The organism is Chitinophagales bacterium, assembly GCA_013816805.1.
Lineage (GTDB): Bacteria > Bacteroidota > Bacteroidia > Chitinophagales > UBA10324 > MGR-bin340.
The window spans coordinates 291,086-308,524 of sequence record JACDDS010000001.1 but is presented as its reverse complement, the minus strand read 5'-3'; the positions used below and the strand labels follow the sequence as shown (position 1 = coordinate 308,524).

Genomic DNA, 17,439 nt, shown 5'->3' with positions numbered 1-17,439 from the left:
GTACTTCTTCCAGCTATCCCTTGCATCAGCATAAACAGGTGATTTTAATCTAAAATTTGATTGAAAACAACATGTTTACGTTATTGACAAACACCTATTACCAACCGACCTTGGACACTTAATTATTCTACTTATTTTTTCACACAATCAAACAACAATAATGAGAACAAATTTTTTGACACTTAATTGCATCTTAATCCTTGCGCTAAGTATATTCTTTCTTCATTTGGGGGTCTTCAATCAATTTGCGAACGCACAAACCACCACCATTTATCCTTCTGCAACCTTTCAAATTCCGAAGGCCGATATCAATGATGTTCGAAATCGCATCGCCAATCATCCAACGAAACAAAATAAAGGGTTTGAAACGCTCAATGAAAGAAGAACAAATCATATTCAACGAAACTCCGCAGCTATTAACAGCGATGCTTGTTATAATGAGGATGATAATCCGGATGAAAGATTAATGAATCAGCCACCTCGACCTGTTCTTGGTACCAACTTTGACGCGAATAAACAATTCCCATTCTTTCGGACAGCGGAGGGAAATATTGCCACTTCCAATGGTGGAAAAATTGTTGCTATATCCAACAGTTGGATCTACTATTTCGATGAAACAGGTGCTCTAATTTTTATGACTCATTATACAATTTCTGTTTAGGATTAATTGATGTGCGCGTAATGTATGATCCGAAACAAGACCGTTTTGTTTTCATTGCTATGTATGGATACTGGGATCTCGATACTTCAATTTACACTCTTGGAACATTAACAGCGTTTTCAAAATCAAATGATCCTATAGACGGTTGGAATTTTTATTACTTCCCTGACTCATTATTAAATGATGGCTCAACAGTGGATTATCCTCAACTGGGAATGACCAATGATGAAGCGTTTGTTACTATGTTGCGTTTTGACCAGGATGGAAATCTAACTCACTCTTTAATTCTGCAGGAAGATAAGAATGCAGGCTACGCTGGTGCGTCTACAATAACCTCCCAAATATTTAATGTGCCGCTTACCGGAATTACATTGGGAAGTGTTGTGCCAGCCTCCGGCGGCTCGACTACTTATGGACCTAAAATGTATTTTATGATGGCTGACGAAACCGGCAATGAGGCAGATTCATTTTTTGTGCTGGAAGTCAGTAACACGATTGCTTCAGGAAGTGCAATATTAAAGACTTACGGCGCTTTTCATTCTAACCTTGATTATCTACCCGCCGGTTTTTCAAAGCAACCGGGGAATCTCTACCTGACCGACGTTAATGCAGAGTACGATGACTTTGTAATGAGTGCCTTTTATGAAAATGGCTTGATTCAATTTTGCCAGAATACCAATGTAAATGGCAAAGCAGGAATTTATCTTGGCCGCATTTCCCGATCACCTGCTGCCACGATTGTAACTGCGCAAACCATTGGTTACAGCAACTTATTTCTTTCATTTCCTTCCATCGCGTATGCGGGTAAAGGTATGGGAGACAATAGTCTTATCATGAATGTTCCATATACAGGCAAGCATATTTTTCCAGGCACTGCCTCAATTTACATGAACAGCAACTTCAAGACAAGTCCTTTGAAACTAGTAAAAGCAGGTAACGATACTATAAATTCTTACTGGGGTGACTACTCCGGAATTTGCAGGAGGTACAATAATCCGGGCGAGTGTTGGCTCATTGGACAATATGGAAGTACGACACCTCTCAGCATTAATTGGATTGCACAACTTTTCAATCCTGATTTACAATTCCGTAACCTCAATGAAAGTGTTGAGAGTAAATCAATAGTTCAAGTATTTCCAAATCCTTTTTCTCAATCAACAACCATTTCTTTCACGCTTTCCCAGGCAGAGAAAATCTCATTGAATATTTATGATCTAAGCGGAAGAGTTGTAAAAGTTCTTGCTGATGAAATTATAAATACAGGCAAGCATGAACTGGAATGGAATTCAACTGATCAAAATGGAAATATTGAACCTGCAGGAATTTATTTATTAAGAATGCAGACAGGGAATGAAAATGAAACGATTCGGTTGAGTGTGGTAAAATAAAAAAAAGTAGTCAGTAGTCAACATTCAGAAGAAAATTTTCTACTTGCTTCTGACTTCTTAATATCTAATACTAAAAACTTAAACAAAATGAAAACCTCAACACGATTTCTCAACGGTATTTTGATCATTGCGGTTAGCACTTTATCTCAGTTATCAAAAGCACAAATTGTTTATACCGATGTGAATCCGGATGCAACTAAACTTGCGCAAATTTTCAAACTATTGATTGCAGTGATTCTTTTCTCCTGGATTTAAATAATGATGGTATTAATGATTTTAAAATCATTGGCTCTTGGTCTTCACAGGGAGGTGGCAGAAATACAACGTCTTTGGTAGAAATAACTCCATTTAGTAATGCAGTTGCGTGCGATAAAAAATACCCGTTAGCGATGCAACATAACGACAGTATCTCGCCCTTTTCTGTTCCATATTGGAACACAGGTTCAACATTACGTGAAGCTGACTTCCAAAATGTGACTGGCTACACCTATTATGGAAATTGGAGTACGACTTCAGACAGGTATTTAGGTTTGAAACTGATAATTGGTAATCAAAATTTCTTTGGTTGGGCAAGTTTGAGTGTGAATCTTGTTACCGGTACTTCTTTTACGATTAAAGATTACGCCTATAATAGCATTCCCAATCAATCCATTCTTGCCGGACAAACCTGTCCGCCACAAGCTGTGATTACTGCAAATGGTCCCACCACTTTTTGCCAGAGTGGAAGTGTCGTTCTTTCTTCTGCTAACTCCGGAACTGACTTATCTTATCAATGGAAGAAGGGCAAGAAGAATGTTTCGGGTGCCACAGCTTCCTCTTACACAGCAACCAAAGAAGGTAGCTATAAAGTAATCGTGACTGACAATCTGAATAGTTGCTCCGACACTTCATCAAAAATAAAAGTAACGGTTAACTGCAAATTGGGTGAACCGGGTGAAGCAGCAACTCAAAATGAATTATTGAAGATTTATCCCAATCCGTTTTCAAATGCAACTTCCATCTTTTGCACTATCAGTAAATCTGAAAATGTCTCTCTGAAAATTTATGATGTCACAGGAAGATTAGTGAAAACACTCGTGAATGAAATCATGCAAGCAGGCACTCATCAACTGCAATGGGATACAACAGATCAAAACGGAAATGAAGTAAATGCAGGGATTTACTTGTTGAAAACGCAGACAGCGAATGACAGTGAAACAATTCGGCTGTCGGTTATGAAATAAATTCTTCTATGTTTTTCTTGCCTGTAAAATCAACTAGAATATTCCACCCACATAAACAGGTTAGTTTTTTTTTCCATCTAAAGTAAATACCACATGTTTATGTTATTGACAAGGCTTCACTGGGATACGATCTTTATGTCCGGAAATATTTCCATACTCTCAAATACCAAAAAACAATATGAAAATCCTTTGGAGTGCATCGTTGTTCCTTATTGGAGTAACATTGGTCATCCTAACAGGATGTAAAAAAGAAGGAGATGTTATTGCTCCTTCATCAACCGTAACTGAGTCAAAAATGGCTCAGGGCTCACATACTGACAAATACCCTGCAGATGTTGCCATTTCCTGGATGAATATGCAACTGCAGATTATGAAAACAGCTACCGGCATAGCCAATGTAGCATTTTGCCGTCCATATGCCTATAGCGGCATCACATTGTACCAGTCAGTTTTACCTGGTATGCCTTTTTACAAATCATTTGTTGGTCAGCTGACGAATATGCCGGCTATGCCAGAAGCAATTTCCAGCTTAAAATACTACTGGCCCAGTTCAGCGAATGCTGCTATGGCTTCCATTCTTAAAAAAATGTATCCAGCTACCAGTGCTCAAAACATCACTTCTATTGATTCCCTGGAAAATGTGTTAAGCATAGAGTACAGCGCAGCCGAAGATACGGCCACGATTAATCGCTCTATCGCATTTGGAAGATCCGTTGCCCAAGCAGTTTTCGACTGGTCGGAAACGGATGGTTATTTACATGCCGCTGATCCTTATACTCCCCCGGTTGGGCCTGGTTTATGGGTTCCAACAGCACCGTCTTTTGCCCCAGCAAGCGAGCCATACTGGGGCAACCTGCGTGTTATGGTTTCCGGCAGTGGTGATAACGCACAACCTGGTGCTCCGATTCCTTATTCGGAAGATCCGAATTCTGCTTTTTATAACATGGTAAAACAGGTTTACGACGTCTCTCAGACCCTTACAGCTGCACAGACAGATCAGGCTTTGTATTGGAGAGATGTGGGTCCCGGTGTTACTACTCCTGGCCATTACTTAAGTATTCTGGAACAGCTGTTTGTAACCGAAAAACCTGCTCTTGATAAGGCTGCTGCTGCCTATGCGCTTTGCAGCATTAGTGTGTTTGATGCAGCTATCAGTTGCTGGCAAACCAAATATAATTTTAACCTGGTTCGCCCTATTACCTATATTACAACCGTATTGGGGCATACCACCTGGCTTCCTCTTCTCACTACACCTGCGCATCCGGAATATTCCTCTGCACATGCGGTTTTATCGGTTGCAAATGCAGTTGTGCTTACACAAATCTTTGGTGATAATTACAGCTTTACGGATCACACCTATGATTATTTAGGTTACGCCCCCAGAGCATTCACTTCTTTCAGAGCATTAGCAGAAGATGCAGCTAATTCAAGGTTGTATGCAGGCATCCATTATCAACCCTCTATAGATGTAGGTATTACACAAGGAAAAACTATTGCCAATAATATTATCCATACGTTAAGATTTAAAAAATAAATACAAATTAAGGATTAAGAAAGGCAAGCGACTAAGCCCTATAGTATAATACTATGACACCATGAAGCGGGAGAGCTTTTCTTCCGCTTCCATTTTAAATTATACCCAACGAATTAAAACCTTTGGATAAAAAATGAAACCTGGATCAATAAATGTTCAGCATTTATTCTTTTTGCGAAATATTTTACTTAAAAACCTGGTATACCACCAGGCTTGAAATGTAAGCCAGACCCGTCATATATACGATTTGAATGATAGGCCATTTCCACGACATGGTTTCGCGTTTCACTACAGCCACTGTGCTCATGCATTGCATAGCAAAAGCGAAAAAGATCATTAATGAAAAGGCTGTAGCGGCGGTATACACATGCCTTCCTGTCTTTGGGTCTACTTCATCACGCATTCGCTCTCTAATAGTTTCAAAGTTTGCACCTTTATCAGACCCCACGCTATAAATGGTTGACATGGTTCCAACAAAAACTTCTCTTGCAGCAAAAGAGGTTATTAATGAGATGCCTATTTTCCAGTCAAAACCCAATGGACGAATCGCAGGTTCTATAAACTTCCCTATACGGCCGGCAAACGATACAGAAAGTTTTTCCGCCTGTTTATCATCATCTCTATACTGCGCAGGCTTTGATTGTAATTGTATATCTGCATATTTTTTGTCGACCTCTTTCATGGAATTCCCCGGACCGAAAGAGGCCAGAAACCAAAGTATAATAGAAATGGTAATTATGACTTTTCCTGCATCCGTTACAAACACTTTTGCTTTATCAAACATGGTGATGCCTACATTTCCCCAGCGTGGCCAGCGGTAAATGGGCAACTCCATAAGGTAATAGCTCTTCTCTCTTGCTTTAATAATTAGCTTCATCACCCATGCGGCAAGAATTGCCATAACCCAGCCGAGCACATATAAGCCAAGCATTGCAATACCTTTCATATTCATAATACCCCATAATTTATGATCAGGAACAATGAAGCCTATCAGTAAGGTGTAAACAGGAAGGCGGGCCGAACAACTCATTAAGGGAGTTACCATAATAGTAATAATCCGGTCTTTCCAGTTATCAATATTCCTGGTGGACATGATAGCCGGCACTGCACATGCCATTCCACTCATAAGAGGCACGGTAGACTTTCCATTTAAGCCTACTTTCCGCATCATGCGATCCATTAAAAAGCTTACTCGCGCCATATATCCGGAATCTTCCAAAATGGATATAAATCCAAACAACAGCATGATCTGCGGAACGAAGACGACAATCCCTCCTATTCCCGCCAGGATACCATCAGAAATAAGACTGGTTAAAAAATTATCGGGCAGGATCTGATGTACCAGGTTACGTAATCCGCTGAAAGCAGTATCTATAGCATCCATGGGATATTGCGCCCACGAAAAAATGGCCTGAAAGACTATAAAAAATATTAATAAAAAAATAAGATATCCAAAAACAGGATGCAATAATATATTGTCAATTCTTGAAGTCCGGTCAATAGCTTGTTGTTTGCTTTTATCCTGCGATATGCTTTTTTCAATTATAGGGTTTATCTTTTCGTACCGGTTAAGTATCTCTTCTCCCTGGATTTTGGCGGCGGAGAAATGTTTATTCTCCAGCAGGTACTTAATCTTGCCCTTCTGTTCTGCATTAAAACAAAAAATGTTTATATAATGACAGGCAATCTGAAACGCCATATAATCGCTGCTGGCCGCTGTTATCATCTTTATCCCGTCAATAATTTCAGGACATTGACTATGTATATCAATAAAGTTTTGCCTGGGTGCTGGAATGGGCAATTGCAGGGCACGCTTTAATTCCTGAATACCCTTATTTTCCCTTGCATTTACCGGTATTATTGGCACGCCAAGGGATGTCGACAACTCATTTACATCAATCACCAACCCATTTTTTTTTGCAACATCCATCATATTGAGCGCTACAATGGTAGGAATGTTGAGATCGGTGATCTGGGAGCAGAAAAGTAAATTACGCTTCAAGTTAGAAGCATCCGCTACAATAAGAATGATATCGGGATGCGATTCATTATCGGAGTTCAGTAGTACATCGAAGGTAATAAATTCATCGATCCGCCGGGGATATAAGCTGTAAGTTCCAGGAAGATCAATTACTTCTGCAACCAAATCTTTGCTTATGCGAAGTATGCCGGTTTTTTTATCTACAGTTACACCGGCGAAATTTCCAACCTTTTGGCGCAGGCCTGTAAGAGCATTAAACAACGACGATTTTCCGCTGTTCGGATTCCCAACTAAAGCAATTTTTATTGGTTTCTTCACACCTGTATTCTCCTCATAGGGAGGTCATTCTTCTAACCATCACCTCCTTTGCTTCCTCTTTTCTCAAACTGAGCCTGTAAGTGCCGATTTTAACGGAAAGAGGATCACCTAACGGTGCAATTTTATCTATGCTAATTAATTCTCCGGGTAAAAATCCCATCTCCATTAATTTTAATGAAAGATCACCCCCGCTCAGGGACACTACGATGCCAACGTCTCCTTCTTTAAGCCTGCTCAAAGGAATAAGGTCGGGCAAGGTTAGATTTTTGTTTAATTATTACAACAGCGCAAGTTACCAATTTTACAAATACGCTAAATCGTGTTTATTGTTTACCTATGGAAAATTGCGGTAACTTTTATAATGCACAGTGTCTTCGATTACTGTTTTGTATGAAAATGAAGGACAAGTAGCGCACTTTTTTTTAAAAACAAAACAGCCGCATGAAAGATTAATAATCACCATTAATAATATCGCTTTAAAAAGAAATTCTATGTAATTCATGATACTTTTCTATTTCTTAATTAAAGATAAAAATTTCCTTTAAACAGATTACCAGCCACGAAATAATTAGAATTGAAAAAGCATAGAAGATAAATCAATGCAACTATTGTTTTGCTTTTTTGTTTTACGGATCAACTTAAAAATATGATTCCGCAAAAACTTTTTCTGCAGGCAGCATGGAAAAATCTGATTTTTGCAAATTATTTAATTAATCCTTTTGCATTAAAGAAATACGTGCCAGCCGGTACTGAACTGGATTTTTGGAAAGATCAATGTTATGTAAGTATCGTAGGATTTCAATTTCTACAAACACGGGTTATGGGTTTTAAAATTCCTTTTCACGTAAATTTTGATGAAGTAAATCTTCGCTTTTATGTACGCCGAAAAAAAAATGATCAATGGAAACGCGGGGTTGTGTTTGCTAAGGAAATTGTTCCTAAAGCTGCCATTGCTATTGCAGCTAATATGATTTACGGGGAAAATTATATTTTTTTACCTATGAGGCATATAGTTGAAGCTGGTAATAATATGAATATCCGGTAAGAGTGGAAATTCCGCGGCATTGGAATCACCTGGAGGCGGAAAGTGAATCTGCTGCTTGTGACGTTGTTTCCGGAAGCGAAGAAGAATTTATTAGCGAACATTACTGGGGTTACAATCGATTGAATGAAAAAAAGACTACAGAATACCAGGTCGAACATCCCGGATGGAGAATCCATTGCATTAGTCGCTACTCCGTTTATTGTGATTTTAAATTATTATACGGTGATGAATTTGAATTTTTGACCAAAGAAAAACCAGTATCAGCTTTTCTTGCAACGGGATCTGAAATACAAATCCGAAAAGGCACTGTAATTGGTTCTTAATCTCATTCTCAGCTCACACAGAATAAACCCTTAATAAGGTACCGGTAAGCTGCGTATTAAATTTAAATAAAGGCAATGGTGCAGGACCTGATGTTACATTTCCTATTAAATCAAAATGGCTGTCATGGCAAGGACACAGAAAATCATTTTGGGCAACTTCGAACTGAACCGTACACGCTTCATGAGTGCAAATCTGTGATAAGGCAACATAACCATTAATAGGAGTATGTGCAACTATAACATTATCTCTGTAAATAAAACCTCCTAAATTCTGTAATGCTGAATATTGAGGATCTGTAAGATCGATGGTAAAATCAACTACCGGAATGGTTGTATCCGTTTTTTTACAACCTCCTATTTGATTAAGGAATACGATAGCCGAAGAAGCTAATCCCAACTGCTTTAAAAATTCCGCTCTGTTCATATATTTGGTTTACTTAATTAACATGCCGTTTACCTGTAATACATCGTAGACTCCTGCTGATTTGGAAACGAAAGCAATGAGACGGCAATTGTCTGCGTTCCAAACATCCGGCAAAATAATTGAAAATTGTTTTGACCATATGGTGCCGGCTGTTTTAGTTCCATCAATAATTTCTCCATTATAGGGTGTTAACATAGTACGCAATACATTGTTGTGAATGTAATCTGGAATCACCTGCTGCTGATTCAATTGAGATGTTATCACTTTGCTTTCAGTAATTGAAACTGATGCATTAATATTATCAGGAACCTCATTTAAAAATTTAACATTCAGGGTAACAGTTAGCAGCCTGGATATGGTATCGAAATGCGGAACAACATCTATACTAACCTGCGCTACACTGTCCAATTCCTGTTGCACAAAAGGTGCCCAGTAATTCCTGCTTATAATTCTTTCAAAATCACCGGGAGAAATTTCAAACAGCTTTCTATCAATAGATGCCGCCGGTTGAAATGGAAAAGGGCCAATGAGCGTGTTGAGAAGATCGCTGTACGGTGTCCGGAGATCGGGATCAGATAAGATAACAGGCTCTGCCAAAGGTCCCGCGTGAATATCTATTACCTCTACACGACCCGGATACTGTTGAATCAGGTTTTCTATTAATGTATCGCCTTGTGGACAATTTACACATTGCACTCCTGTAAAATTTTCAATCAGTACCTTTTTTTCGGTGGAATCAGCATTATTATTTGAATTTTCAATATTTATACCAGGTCCTATTTCCTGACATGAAAGAATAAAAATGCTGATCAGGACTCCAATTATCCCGTGAATACGGCACATAGATTTCTTTTTAAAAGCTTGATGTTAGTGCAAACTTAATTCCGCTGAATGCCGGCTCGTAGCGGCAAACTCCGCCGGTACAATTAATTCCTGCCACCTGTCTTACATACGACAATGAAAACCTATTCGCATTTCTTGTGTAAGAAGCAAAAAAATTATAGTAATGGTTTTTCTGATTAGTTTCCTCTCTATTAGGATCTATGTTGTACATGTCCGAAGCTGAGATCGACCACTTAGACGCAATGTTATATTCCAGCAATGCATACAACCAGGATCCAAAATCTTGCCTGGTATTTTGGTATTGTAATTCAGTCCGGATGGATCTTTTTTGGTCAATTTTATAAGTAAATTCTATAAAGGGACAAATAGCGTTAAGGTTAGGCTTGGGCTCACTGCGGTAAATTTGCCAGTTGTAAAACACATACTGGATACCTGCAACATATTCTATTTTTTCAGGGTGGGAATTGTCCAGCTGCAGAATAAGTTCTTTCCAGAAATTCTTCCCGTCTAAGCCTCTTATATCTGAATAATTTAGCTCGAACAGGTACCCCTTTCTGGGAGTAACGGTTGCATCAAGCTGGAAGGCAAGCTCTCCGAGATATTGTGTTTGAGGTGAATAACGCGCAGGCAATCGTAAGGAATTTTGGCGCGACATAGGAGGAATAAAATTCAGAACTCCATTATTTTGAATCTCATTTGGTGAGGTACGCAACACATAATTTTTGGTTCGCTTGAACTGGCCTGTTAAGCCAATGCCTTTTCGGGAAAATGAAATAGAAGAATATTCCACATTGCCTGACTTGTCAGTGAGCATGTTGCCTGCATCAAGAATAGCCTCATGTGTCTTCGCTGCTACTTCGGCATACCAGCTGAAATCGTTGATATTAAGTGTAAAGTATCCCGAAAAAGCATATGCATTGTATTTCGGAATAAAACGATCAGAGGAATCGTAGCTGTTAATTGTATTCACTACAAAATCAATGGATTGCTGATCCATAGTTCTGTTTAAAAAAGATACACCGGGATACAGCTTAATGTGATTACTGAAATCGATTTCACCTTCCCCGTCTATTCCCTTGATTACAGGATTATACCGGGAGAATAAATTTTTCTCCTGCCCTGCAATACCTTTCAATGTCCAGCGGTCATTAATACGGTATCGAAGGTTAAGTCCAAATGTTGCATAATCTATTCCCAGGCCCCGTTCTTCATAGGCGCGATAAACAATGCCGCTTCCGAATTGCTCATAAAAATATCCGCCGGTAATGGTCAAATCTCCTATACTCTTCTGAAGGTAAAAATATCCAATACCAGCGCCGGAATAGGCTTTGTTCGGATCTATCAAATTTGAGTTGTGATAAATATCCAAACGCACTCCCGTGGTAAAGCCCAATATATTATAATTGACATTCAACCAAGTTTCTAATCCTGTAAAATAATTATCATATTGAGGCGTATTAAAAGCGCCGATAGAGGAATCGCGTTGAAAAATATTCAGATTGGTTTGAAGGTCACCGCTAAGTGTCCCTTGAGAGAAGGCTTCTGCAGAAAATAATATTAAGTAAAAAAGAAGTGTAAATCTTCTTTTCATCCGTGGAAATTTGGTTAAAGATATTGCTAACAAAAGAAATGATAAAGATGGATCCTGTTGTGGAATGATTACTGCAGCTTGAAAATTTTATTTGAACTCAATAAAAATTAAACTAATAAAAATTAATGCTGAACCTCAAAAGAATTGCTCTGTTTTCTGTTCTTATGCTACAGGTTATTTTTCTGTTTTCACAAAATAAAAGACTTCCTGCTCTGAGGCTCTCTGATCTGGATGGAAATAAAGTAGACATAAGCGAGTTCACGAAGGATGGGAAAATTGTAGTATTTGACTTTTGGGCTACCTGGTGTGTTCCGTGTAAAAAAGAATTAACAAACATCAGCAAGGTGTATTCTGATTGGCAAAAGAAATACAACATGGTGCTGGTAGCAGTTTCTATCGATGATGCCCGCAATACTACTAAAGTAAAACCGACTGTAAATGGCTCGGGGTGGGATTACCCGGTTTTATTGGATGTTAACCAGGACCTCCGCCGAGCTTTAAGCTTTCAAAATGTTCCTTTTACAGTGATTGCCGATAAGGAAGGAAATATTGTTTACGAACATTCCGGATATGTAGACGGAGATGAATATGAGCTCGAAAATAAACTTAAAGAACTTTCGAAATAGAATAGAGATCGGGAAGAATAATGAATGCTTGGTTTTATTTACTTACAATCCAATTATTCTTTTGTGAAAGTTTGAGTAGCAATATCCTTCCCATTACTTAAAATATGGATAAAATACATCCCTTTATTTAAAGCACTTACAGGAATAGCAACTGTTTTGCTGGAGGAAGATACAGCAACGGTTTTAAGTTTTTGCCCTACCATATTATAAACCTGGATACTGCTTACATTATAAGCTACATCAAATGAAACATTTAAGACATCCTTTGCAGGTATCGGAAAAATGGATATTCCTTTAGTCTTGGGATTATTTATTCCGGTGGTATTATTAGAAACTGCTCCAACTGTTAGAATCGCATTTACTGCTGCGCTATCCTTAATATCATAAACAAGCACCCGGTAATTTCCTGTACCTTCTGTTCCATTTGGAGTAACAGTTAACTCCAGCAACCCACGGCCATTTCCGCTTAATTCAAAAGTTTGAGTATTAGTGCTGTCCAGGTAACAATTATTTTTATCACAAACATAAGAGGACCAGGCTAAGGGTGCACCTTCTACTATTCTTACCCAGCGGAGAGTTCTGGTGACAGAAGAATTATTAAAAACATAAGAAGAGGCTGTGCTTCTATTATCGAGCGCAATTTCAAGATTGAATGAATTAGGTTCTATGCTAAGGACAGATTGAGCATGTAATCCAAGTATTGACAGAACCAAAAAAAATAGGATTGTAAAAGTTTTCATCGCAAACGAAATAATTTTAATGTAAAAATACAAACACTGTTCCGATTTCAAAATTTTAACATATTTATCACAAATGATTTACAAAGAACTGACCTAACTTTTATCTAAACCATTTTATAGTGATCCAAATAAATTGCGCACTGCGACTGAATTCTTTTTATTGGTTTGTTATTTTTGCATTCGGCCGCCGGCGCCAAAAGCAATGGCGGCTTCTTTTTACCTTGTAAAGGTCATTTACACCGAACACTGCTCTACTGTATAGATGCCACGCGATAATTCTATTCAACACGTATTAATCATTGGCTCCGGGCCTATTATAATCGGTCAGGCCTGTGAGTTCGACTATTCAGGGTCGCAGGCGGCACGCTCACTGCGGGAAGAAGGAATTACCATTTCGCTGATTAATTCGAACCCAGCAACCATTATGACGGATCCCATTACAGCGGATTACGTGTATTTGTTACCGCTGAATGTACACTCAATAGTTCAAATTCTGGAAGAACAAATGGAAGCAGGGAGGAAAGTGAATGCCGTGCTTCCAACCATGGGTGGTCAAACTGCCCTGAACCTTGCGAAAGAAGCGGATGAATTAGGCATCTGGGCTCAATTTGGAGTGCAGATGATAGGCGTTGACATAGTTGCCATTGACCGGGCAGAAAACAGGGAGATCTTTCGGCAGCTGATGAATGAAATTAATATAAGCGTGGCCCCGTCTAAAGTGGCTAATTCATTGCTGGAAGGAAAAGAAATTGCCCAGGGAATAGGATTTCCATTAGTAATTCGTCCCTCTTATACCCTTGGAGGTACTGGTGCCGCAATTGTTCACCGCAAAGAAGATTTTGAAGACCTTCTTGAAAGAGGATTAATTGCTTCTCCGGTTCATGAAGTGTTAATTGAAAAGGCAGTTATAGGATGGAAAGAATTTGAACTGGAATTACTTCGTGATGCAGCAGATAATGTCGCTATCATTTGTACGGTGGAAAACGTAGATCCGATGGGTATTCATACCGGAGACTCTATAACGGTTGCCCCGGCAATGACGTTGAGTGACACGGGTTTTCAGCGAATGAGGAATATGGCAATGCAAATGATGCGCTCTCTTGGGAATTTTGCCGGTGGTTGTAACGTGCAGTTTGCTCAGAACCCGGAAACAGAAGAGATCATTGCCGTAGAAATAAATCCACGTGTATCAAGGTCTTCCGCCCTTGCCTCTAAGGCAACCGGCTATCCGATAGCAAAAATTGCGGCTAAGCTGGCAATTGGCTATCATCTCGATGAATTGAGAAATCAAATTACAGGAACAACCTCTGCATACTTTGAACCTGCCCTCGATTATGTGATTGTTAAAATTCCGCGGTGGAATTTTGATAAGTTTCAGGGTGCCGATGAGACTTTGGGCTTACAGATGAAATCTGTTGGCGAAGTGATGGGTATAGGAAGAACATTTATTGAAGCACTTCAGAAAGCGTGTCAATCATTGGAAAATGATTCTATTGGTTTGGGTGCGGATGGAAAATACTGGAAGCGTAGTGAGGAAATACTGGACAAGCTGAAGCATGCATCGTGGGATCGTATATTCCGTATAAAAGACGCGCTTACATTAGGGGTTTCTATAAAAACTATATATAAGTGGACCAGGATAGATCCATGGTTTTTAGAGCAAATCCAGGAACTGGTTGAAACTGAAAAGAGGATTAGAAAATATACCCTGGAAAATATTCCAGGGGAATTTATGCTTGAATTAAAACAAAAAGGGTATTCAGATGCTCAGCTCGCCTATTTGTTGGGCAATGTAACTGAGGAGGAAGTGCGGGAAGCCCGAGAAAAGTTAGGGGTGATACGCAGCTATAAGCTGGTAGACACCTGTGCGGCAGAATTCGGCGCACAGACCCCTTATTATTATTCATCGTTTGATCTGGAAAACGAAAGTGTGGTTTCAGACAGAAAAAAAATAATTGTACTTGGTTCCGGGCCTAATAGGATTGGTCAGGGAATCGAATTCGATTATTGCTGCGTACACGGCCTTCTGGCCATACGGGAAATGGGATATGAATCCATTATGATCAACTGCAATCCGGAAACTGTTTCCACTGATTTCGACATTGCTGATAAGCTTTATTTCGAGCCTGTTTTTTGGGAGCACTTGTGGGAAATTATTCAGCATGAAAAACCGGAAGGAGTAATTGTTCAGCTTGGCGGGCAAACTGCTCTGAAGCTGGCGAAGCGGCTGTATGAAAAAGGAATAAAAATTATCGGAACCGATTTTCCGGATATGGATATCGCTGAAGACCGTGGGTTATTTTCTGATCTTTTAAAAAGACTGGAAATTCCTTATCCGGAATACGGAGTGGCACTTACTGTGGATCAAGCAGTTGAAGTAGCTCACCGTGTCGGGTACCCGGTACTGGTTCGTCCCTCTTATGTTTTGGGAGGCCAGCGAATGAGAATCGTAATTAACGATGAAGAGCTGGAATCGGCAGTATTAAAATTATTGAAGCACATGCCGGGTAATAAAATCCTGATAGATCACTTCCTTGATCGCGCTGAAGAAGCAGAGATCGATGCCATTTGTGATGGCGAGCAGGTGCATATCATGGGCGTAATGGAACACATTGAACCTGCCGGAATTCACTCTGGTGATTCCAGTGCCGTGTTGCCACCTTTTAACCTTACCTATGAGATTATCGATAAAATGCTGGAGCATGCTGAAAAAATTGCCTTTGCGCTCAATATCCGGGGCCTGATTAATATACAATATGCTATTAAAAAAGGGAAAGTGTACGTTATCGAAGCAAACCCCCGGGCATCGCGCACTACACCGTTCATAGCGAAAGCCTACCAGATACCTTATCTGAATATAGCTACTAAAATTATGATTGGTGTAAAGAAATTAAAAGACTTCAAGTTCGATCGCAAGCTCACAGGCTACGCCATTAAAGAACCCGTATTTTCTTTCGATAAATTTCCAAATGTTAATAAAGAGCTGGGACCAGAGATGAAGTCCACAGGGGAAGCCATCCGTTTTATTAAGGATCTTTATGATCCTTTTTTCAGAACCATGTATAAAGAAAAAAGCATGTATTTAAGCAGATAGTACAACCCCAAAGTATTATAGCAGCAATTGAAAAGACGTTTATTACAATTTATCTAATTTTGGAACATCAATTTTATCCCCGATGTTTCGAATTTTTGATATTCCCTTTATCGATATTTTACTTATTCTTTTAGCTATTCGTTTCGTATGGCCAGGATTATTCGGCATTCGAAGAAAATCCGGAACTTCATCCTTTTCCAAACAAAAACCCAAAGCGGACAATCCGGCCGAAAATGTCGAAAGCAAACCTTCACAATTTGGGAAGAATGAAGGAAAATACATTGATTACGAAGAAATCAAATAGCTGCAACTGTTCCGATAAGAAGATACTATCAGGTAATTGATAATTCACACCATTGCTTCCGGTATAATCAGTCCTTATCCTGCATTTAAAGATTCTCAATTTTATATTTGCCAAAAAATGATGCTATGAATCTGGAAGAGAGAATTAACAACGATCTCAGGCAGGCCATGCTAAAAAAGGATGAAGCTGCTCTTAGGGGAGTACGTGCCATAAAATCAGCCATTTTACTGGCGAAAACTGAGAAAGACAGCTCTAAAGAAATAAATGAAGAAACAGGAATTAAATTGCTTCAGAAGCTGGTGAAGCAACGTAAAGATTCGCTTGAAATTTATGACAGAGAAAAGCGGGAAGATCTTGCAAAAAAAGAAAGCGAGGAAATTGAAGTAATCGAACGTTATCTTCCGCAGCAAATTAACAATGAGGAACTGACAATTATTTTGAAAAAAATTATAGCTGTTGCAGAAGCAAAAACATCACGGGATATAGGGAAAGTAATGGGGATAGCCAATAAGGAACTGGCAGGGAAAGCTGACGGCAAAACCATATCGGTAATTGTAAAACAATTACTTACTGAATAGGTGCATAACATATTAGCCAGATACTGCTGCCGCAAGCTTTCCGTTTAAATTTTAAAAAGCCTCTTTCAAACTGACTGATGTGGATTGATATCGTTTATTTATTTTTTGTGCTTTGGGCTATTTACAAAGGATGGACACAAGGATTAATTATTTCCATTTTTAGTTTATTAGCCTGGATTTTGGGGGTAATTGGAGCTTTAAAATTCAGTGGTATCGCCTCTGAATATTTGCATCAGCAGTTTAAATGGAATAGTGAATTCGTTCCAATTGTTTCCTTCTTATTGGTCTTTATTCTGATTGCGCTAATAATAAACCTTATAGGAAAAATGCTTGAAAAAATTATAGAAATCGCTCATATGGGCCTGATAAACAAAATCTGTGGCGTGATTTTAAAGTTATTGGTTTACACTTTTATATTCAGTATACTTATCTGGTTTATAAATCAGGCAGGATGGATTTCACCTTCAGTAAAAATGCAATCAAAAGTATATGCTTCTGCAGCGCCCGTTGCTCCGCTTGTATTGGATCAAATATCTTTAATGCTTCCTGCAATTAAAGACCTGCTGTATAACCTCCAAAAATTTTTTGAAAGTATTCCGAAATAATAAGTCTCTGATTTAATTTTTACTATAAAATTCTGCAATTCCTGAGTTCTTTAACAGTTATGTTTGGCTGCATTAAACGCATATTTCAAATGCTTCGGAACTATAACCGGAATAAAATAAAGGCCTTTTCACCAAGACAATCGACAAGCATTTCTGAATAA

The 17,439-nt window shown here is 38.9% G+C and carries 16 protein-coding genes and 1 pseudogene; 11 read left to right on the top strand and 6 right to left on the bottom strand.

What is annotated here, in order from left to right:
* Positions 1 to 160: 160 nt before the first annotated feature.
* The 5 genes from H0W62_01420 (at position 161) to H0W62_01400 (ending at position 4,806) form a co-directional block, all read left to right on the top strand.
* Positions 161 to 661, top strand: coding sequence for a hypothetical protein (locus H0W62_01420; GenBank protein MBA3647205.1), 501 nt, complete (start codon positions 161 to 163; stop codon positions 659 to 661).
* 20 nt (positions 662 to 681) lie between these two features.
* Positions 682 to 2,049: a T9SS type A sorting domain-containing protein gene (locus tag H0W62_01415; protein MBA3647204.1), complete on the top strand. Its 1,368-nt coding sequence runs from the start codon at positions 682 to 684 to the stop codon at positions 2,047 to 2,049.
* Between the two features lie 87 nt (positions 2,050 to 2,136).
* Entirely contained in the window at positions 2,137 to 2,304 is a 168-nt protein-coding gene (locus tag H0W62_01410) for a hypothetical protein (GenBank protein ID MBA3647203.1), read from the top strand.
* 74 nt (positions 2,305 to 2,378) lie between these two features.
* Positions 2,379 to 3,272 carry a T9SS type A sorting domain-containing protein gene (locus H0W62_01405; GenBank protein ID MBA3647202.1) on the top strand — a complete coding sequence of 298 codons (894 nt, stop codon included), beginning with the start codon at positions 2,379 to 2,381 and terminating at the stop codon, positions 3,270 to 3,272.
* A gap of 178 nt (positions 3,273 to 3,450) precedes the next feature.
* Positions 3,451 to 4,806 (top strand): vanadium-dependent haloperoxidase, encoded by a 1,356-nt coding sequence (locus tag H0W62_01400; protein ID MBA3647201.1) that lies wholly within the window; start codon positions 3,451 to 3,453, stop codon positions 4,804 to 4,806.
* A 184-nt stretch (positions 4,807 to 4,990) separates the two neighbouring features.
* Here H0W62_01400 and feoB read toward each other — a convergent pair whose 3' ends face one another.
* Entirely contained in the window at positions 4,991 to 7,105 is a 2,115-nt protein-coding gene (gene feoB / locus H0W62_01395) for a ferrous iron transport protein B (GenBank protein MBA3647200.1), read from the bottom strand.
* Between the two features lie 13 nt (positions 7,106 to 7,118).
* Positions 7,119 to 7,349: a ferrous iron transport protein A gene (locus tag H0W62_01390; GenBank protein ID MBA3647199.1), complete on the bottom strand. Its 231-nt coding sequence runs from the start codon at positions 7,347 to 7,349 to the stop codon at positions 7,119 to 7,121.
* A 402-nt stretch (positions 7,350 to 7,751) separates the two neighbouring features.
* Here H0W62_01390 and H0W62_01385 point away from each other — a divergent pair.
* Positions 7,752 to 8,473: pseudogene (locus H0W62_01385) on the top strand (DUF2071 domain-containing protein).
* A gap of 13 nt (positions 8,474 to 8,486) precedes the next feature.
* Here the strand turns inward: H0W62_01385 and H0W62_01380 are convergent.
* From H0W62_01380 to H0W62_01370, 3 genes are read right to left on the bottom strand one after another with little or no spacing between them, the layout of a single operon-like run.
* Entirely contained in the window at positions 8,487 to 8,897 is a 411-nt protein-coding gene (locus tag H0W62_01380; GenBank protein MBA3647198.1) for a Rieske 2Fe-2S domain-containing protein, read from the bottom strand.
* 9 nt (positions 8,898 to 8,906) lie between these two features.
* Positions 8,907 to 9,740 carry an Omp28-related outer membrane protein gene (locus H0W62_01375; GenBank protein ID MBA3647197.1) on the bottom strand — a complete coding sequence of 278 codons (834 nt, stop codon included), beginning with the start codon at positions 9,738 to 9,740 and terminating at the stop codon, positions 8,907 to 8,909.
* Between the two features lie 10 nt (positions 9,741 to 9,750).
* Positions 9,751 to 11,331 carry a hypothetical protein gene (locus tag H0W62_01370; protein ID MBA3647196.1) on the bottom strand — a complete coding sequence of 527 codons (1,581 nt, stop codon included), beginning with the start codon at positions 11,329 to 11,331 and terminating at the stop codon, positions 9,751 to 9,753.
* Positions 11,332 to 11,495: 164 nt separating this feature from the next.
* On the opposite strand from H0W62_01370, the gene H0W62_01365 reads away from it, so the two are divergent.
* The gene (locus H0W62_01365) at positions 11,496 to 11,957 is read left to right on the top strand and encodes a TlpA family protein disulfide reductase (protein MBA3647195.1); all 462 of its coding nucleotides are present in this window, start codon (positions 11,496 to 11,498) and stop codon (positions 11,955 to 11,957) included.
* Between the two features lie 53 nt (positions 11,958 to 12,010).
* Here the strand turns inward: H0W62_01365 and H0W62_01360 are convergent, their stop codons facing one another.
* Complete coding sequence (locus H0W62_01360) at positions 12,011 to 12,697, bottom strand: T9SS type A sorting domain-containing protein (protein ID MBA3647194.1); 687 nt, start codon at positions 12,695 to 12,697, stop codon at positions 12,011 to 12,013.
* A 262-nt stretch (positions 12,698 to 12,959) separates the two neighbouring features.
* On the opposite strand from H0W62_01360, the gene carB reads away from it, so the two are divergent.
* The 4 genes from carB to H0W62_01340 all read left to right on the top strand — a co-directional run bounded on the left by carB (position 12,960) and on the right by H0W62_01340 (position 17,278).
* Positions 12,960 to 15,791 carry a carbamoyl-phosphate synthase large subunit gene (gene carB, locus H0W62_01355; protein MBA3647193.1) on the top strand — a complete coding sequence of 944 codons (2,832 nt, stop codon included), beginning with the start codon at positions 12,960 to 12,962 and terminating at the stop codon, positions 15,789 to 15,791.
* 82 nt (positions 15,792 to 15,873) lie between these two features.
* Positions 15,874 to 16,095 (top strand): hypothetical protein, encoded by a 222-nt coding sequence (locus H0W62_01350; protein ID MBA3647192.1) that lies wholly within the window; start codon positions 15,874 to 15,876, stop codon positions 16,093 to 16,095.
* 125 nt (positions 16,096 to 16,220) lie between these two features.
* A complete protein-coding gene (locus H0W62_01345) occupies positions 16,221 to 16,673 on the top strand; it encodes a GatB/YqeY domain-containing protein (GenBank protein MBA3647191.1) in 453 nt (150 codons plus the stop codon).
* Positions 16,674 to 16,750: 77 nt separating this feature from the next.
* Complete coding sequence (locus H0W62_01340) at positions 16,751 to 17,278, top strand: CvpA family protein (protein ID MBA3647190.1); 528 nt, start codon at positions 16,751 to 16,753, stop codon at positions 17,276 to 17,278.
* The last annotated feature ends 161 nt before the right edge of the window (positions 17,279 to 17,439 follow it).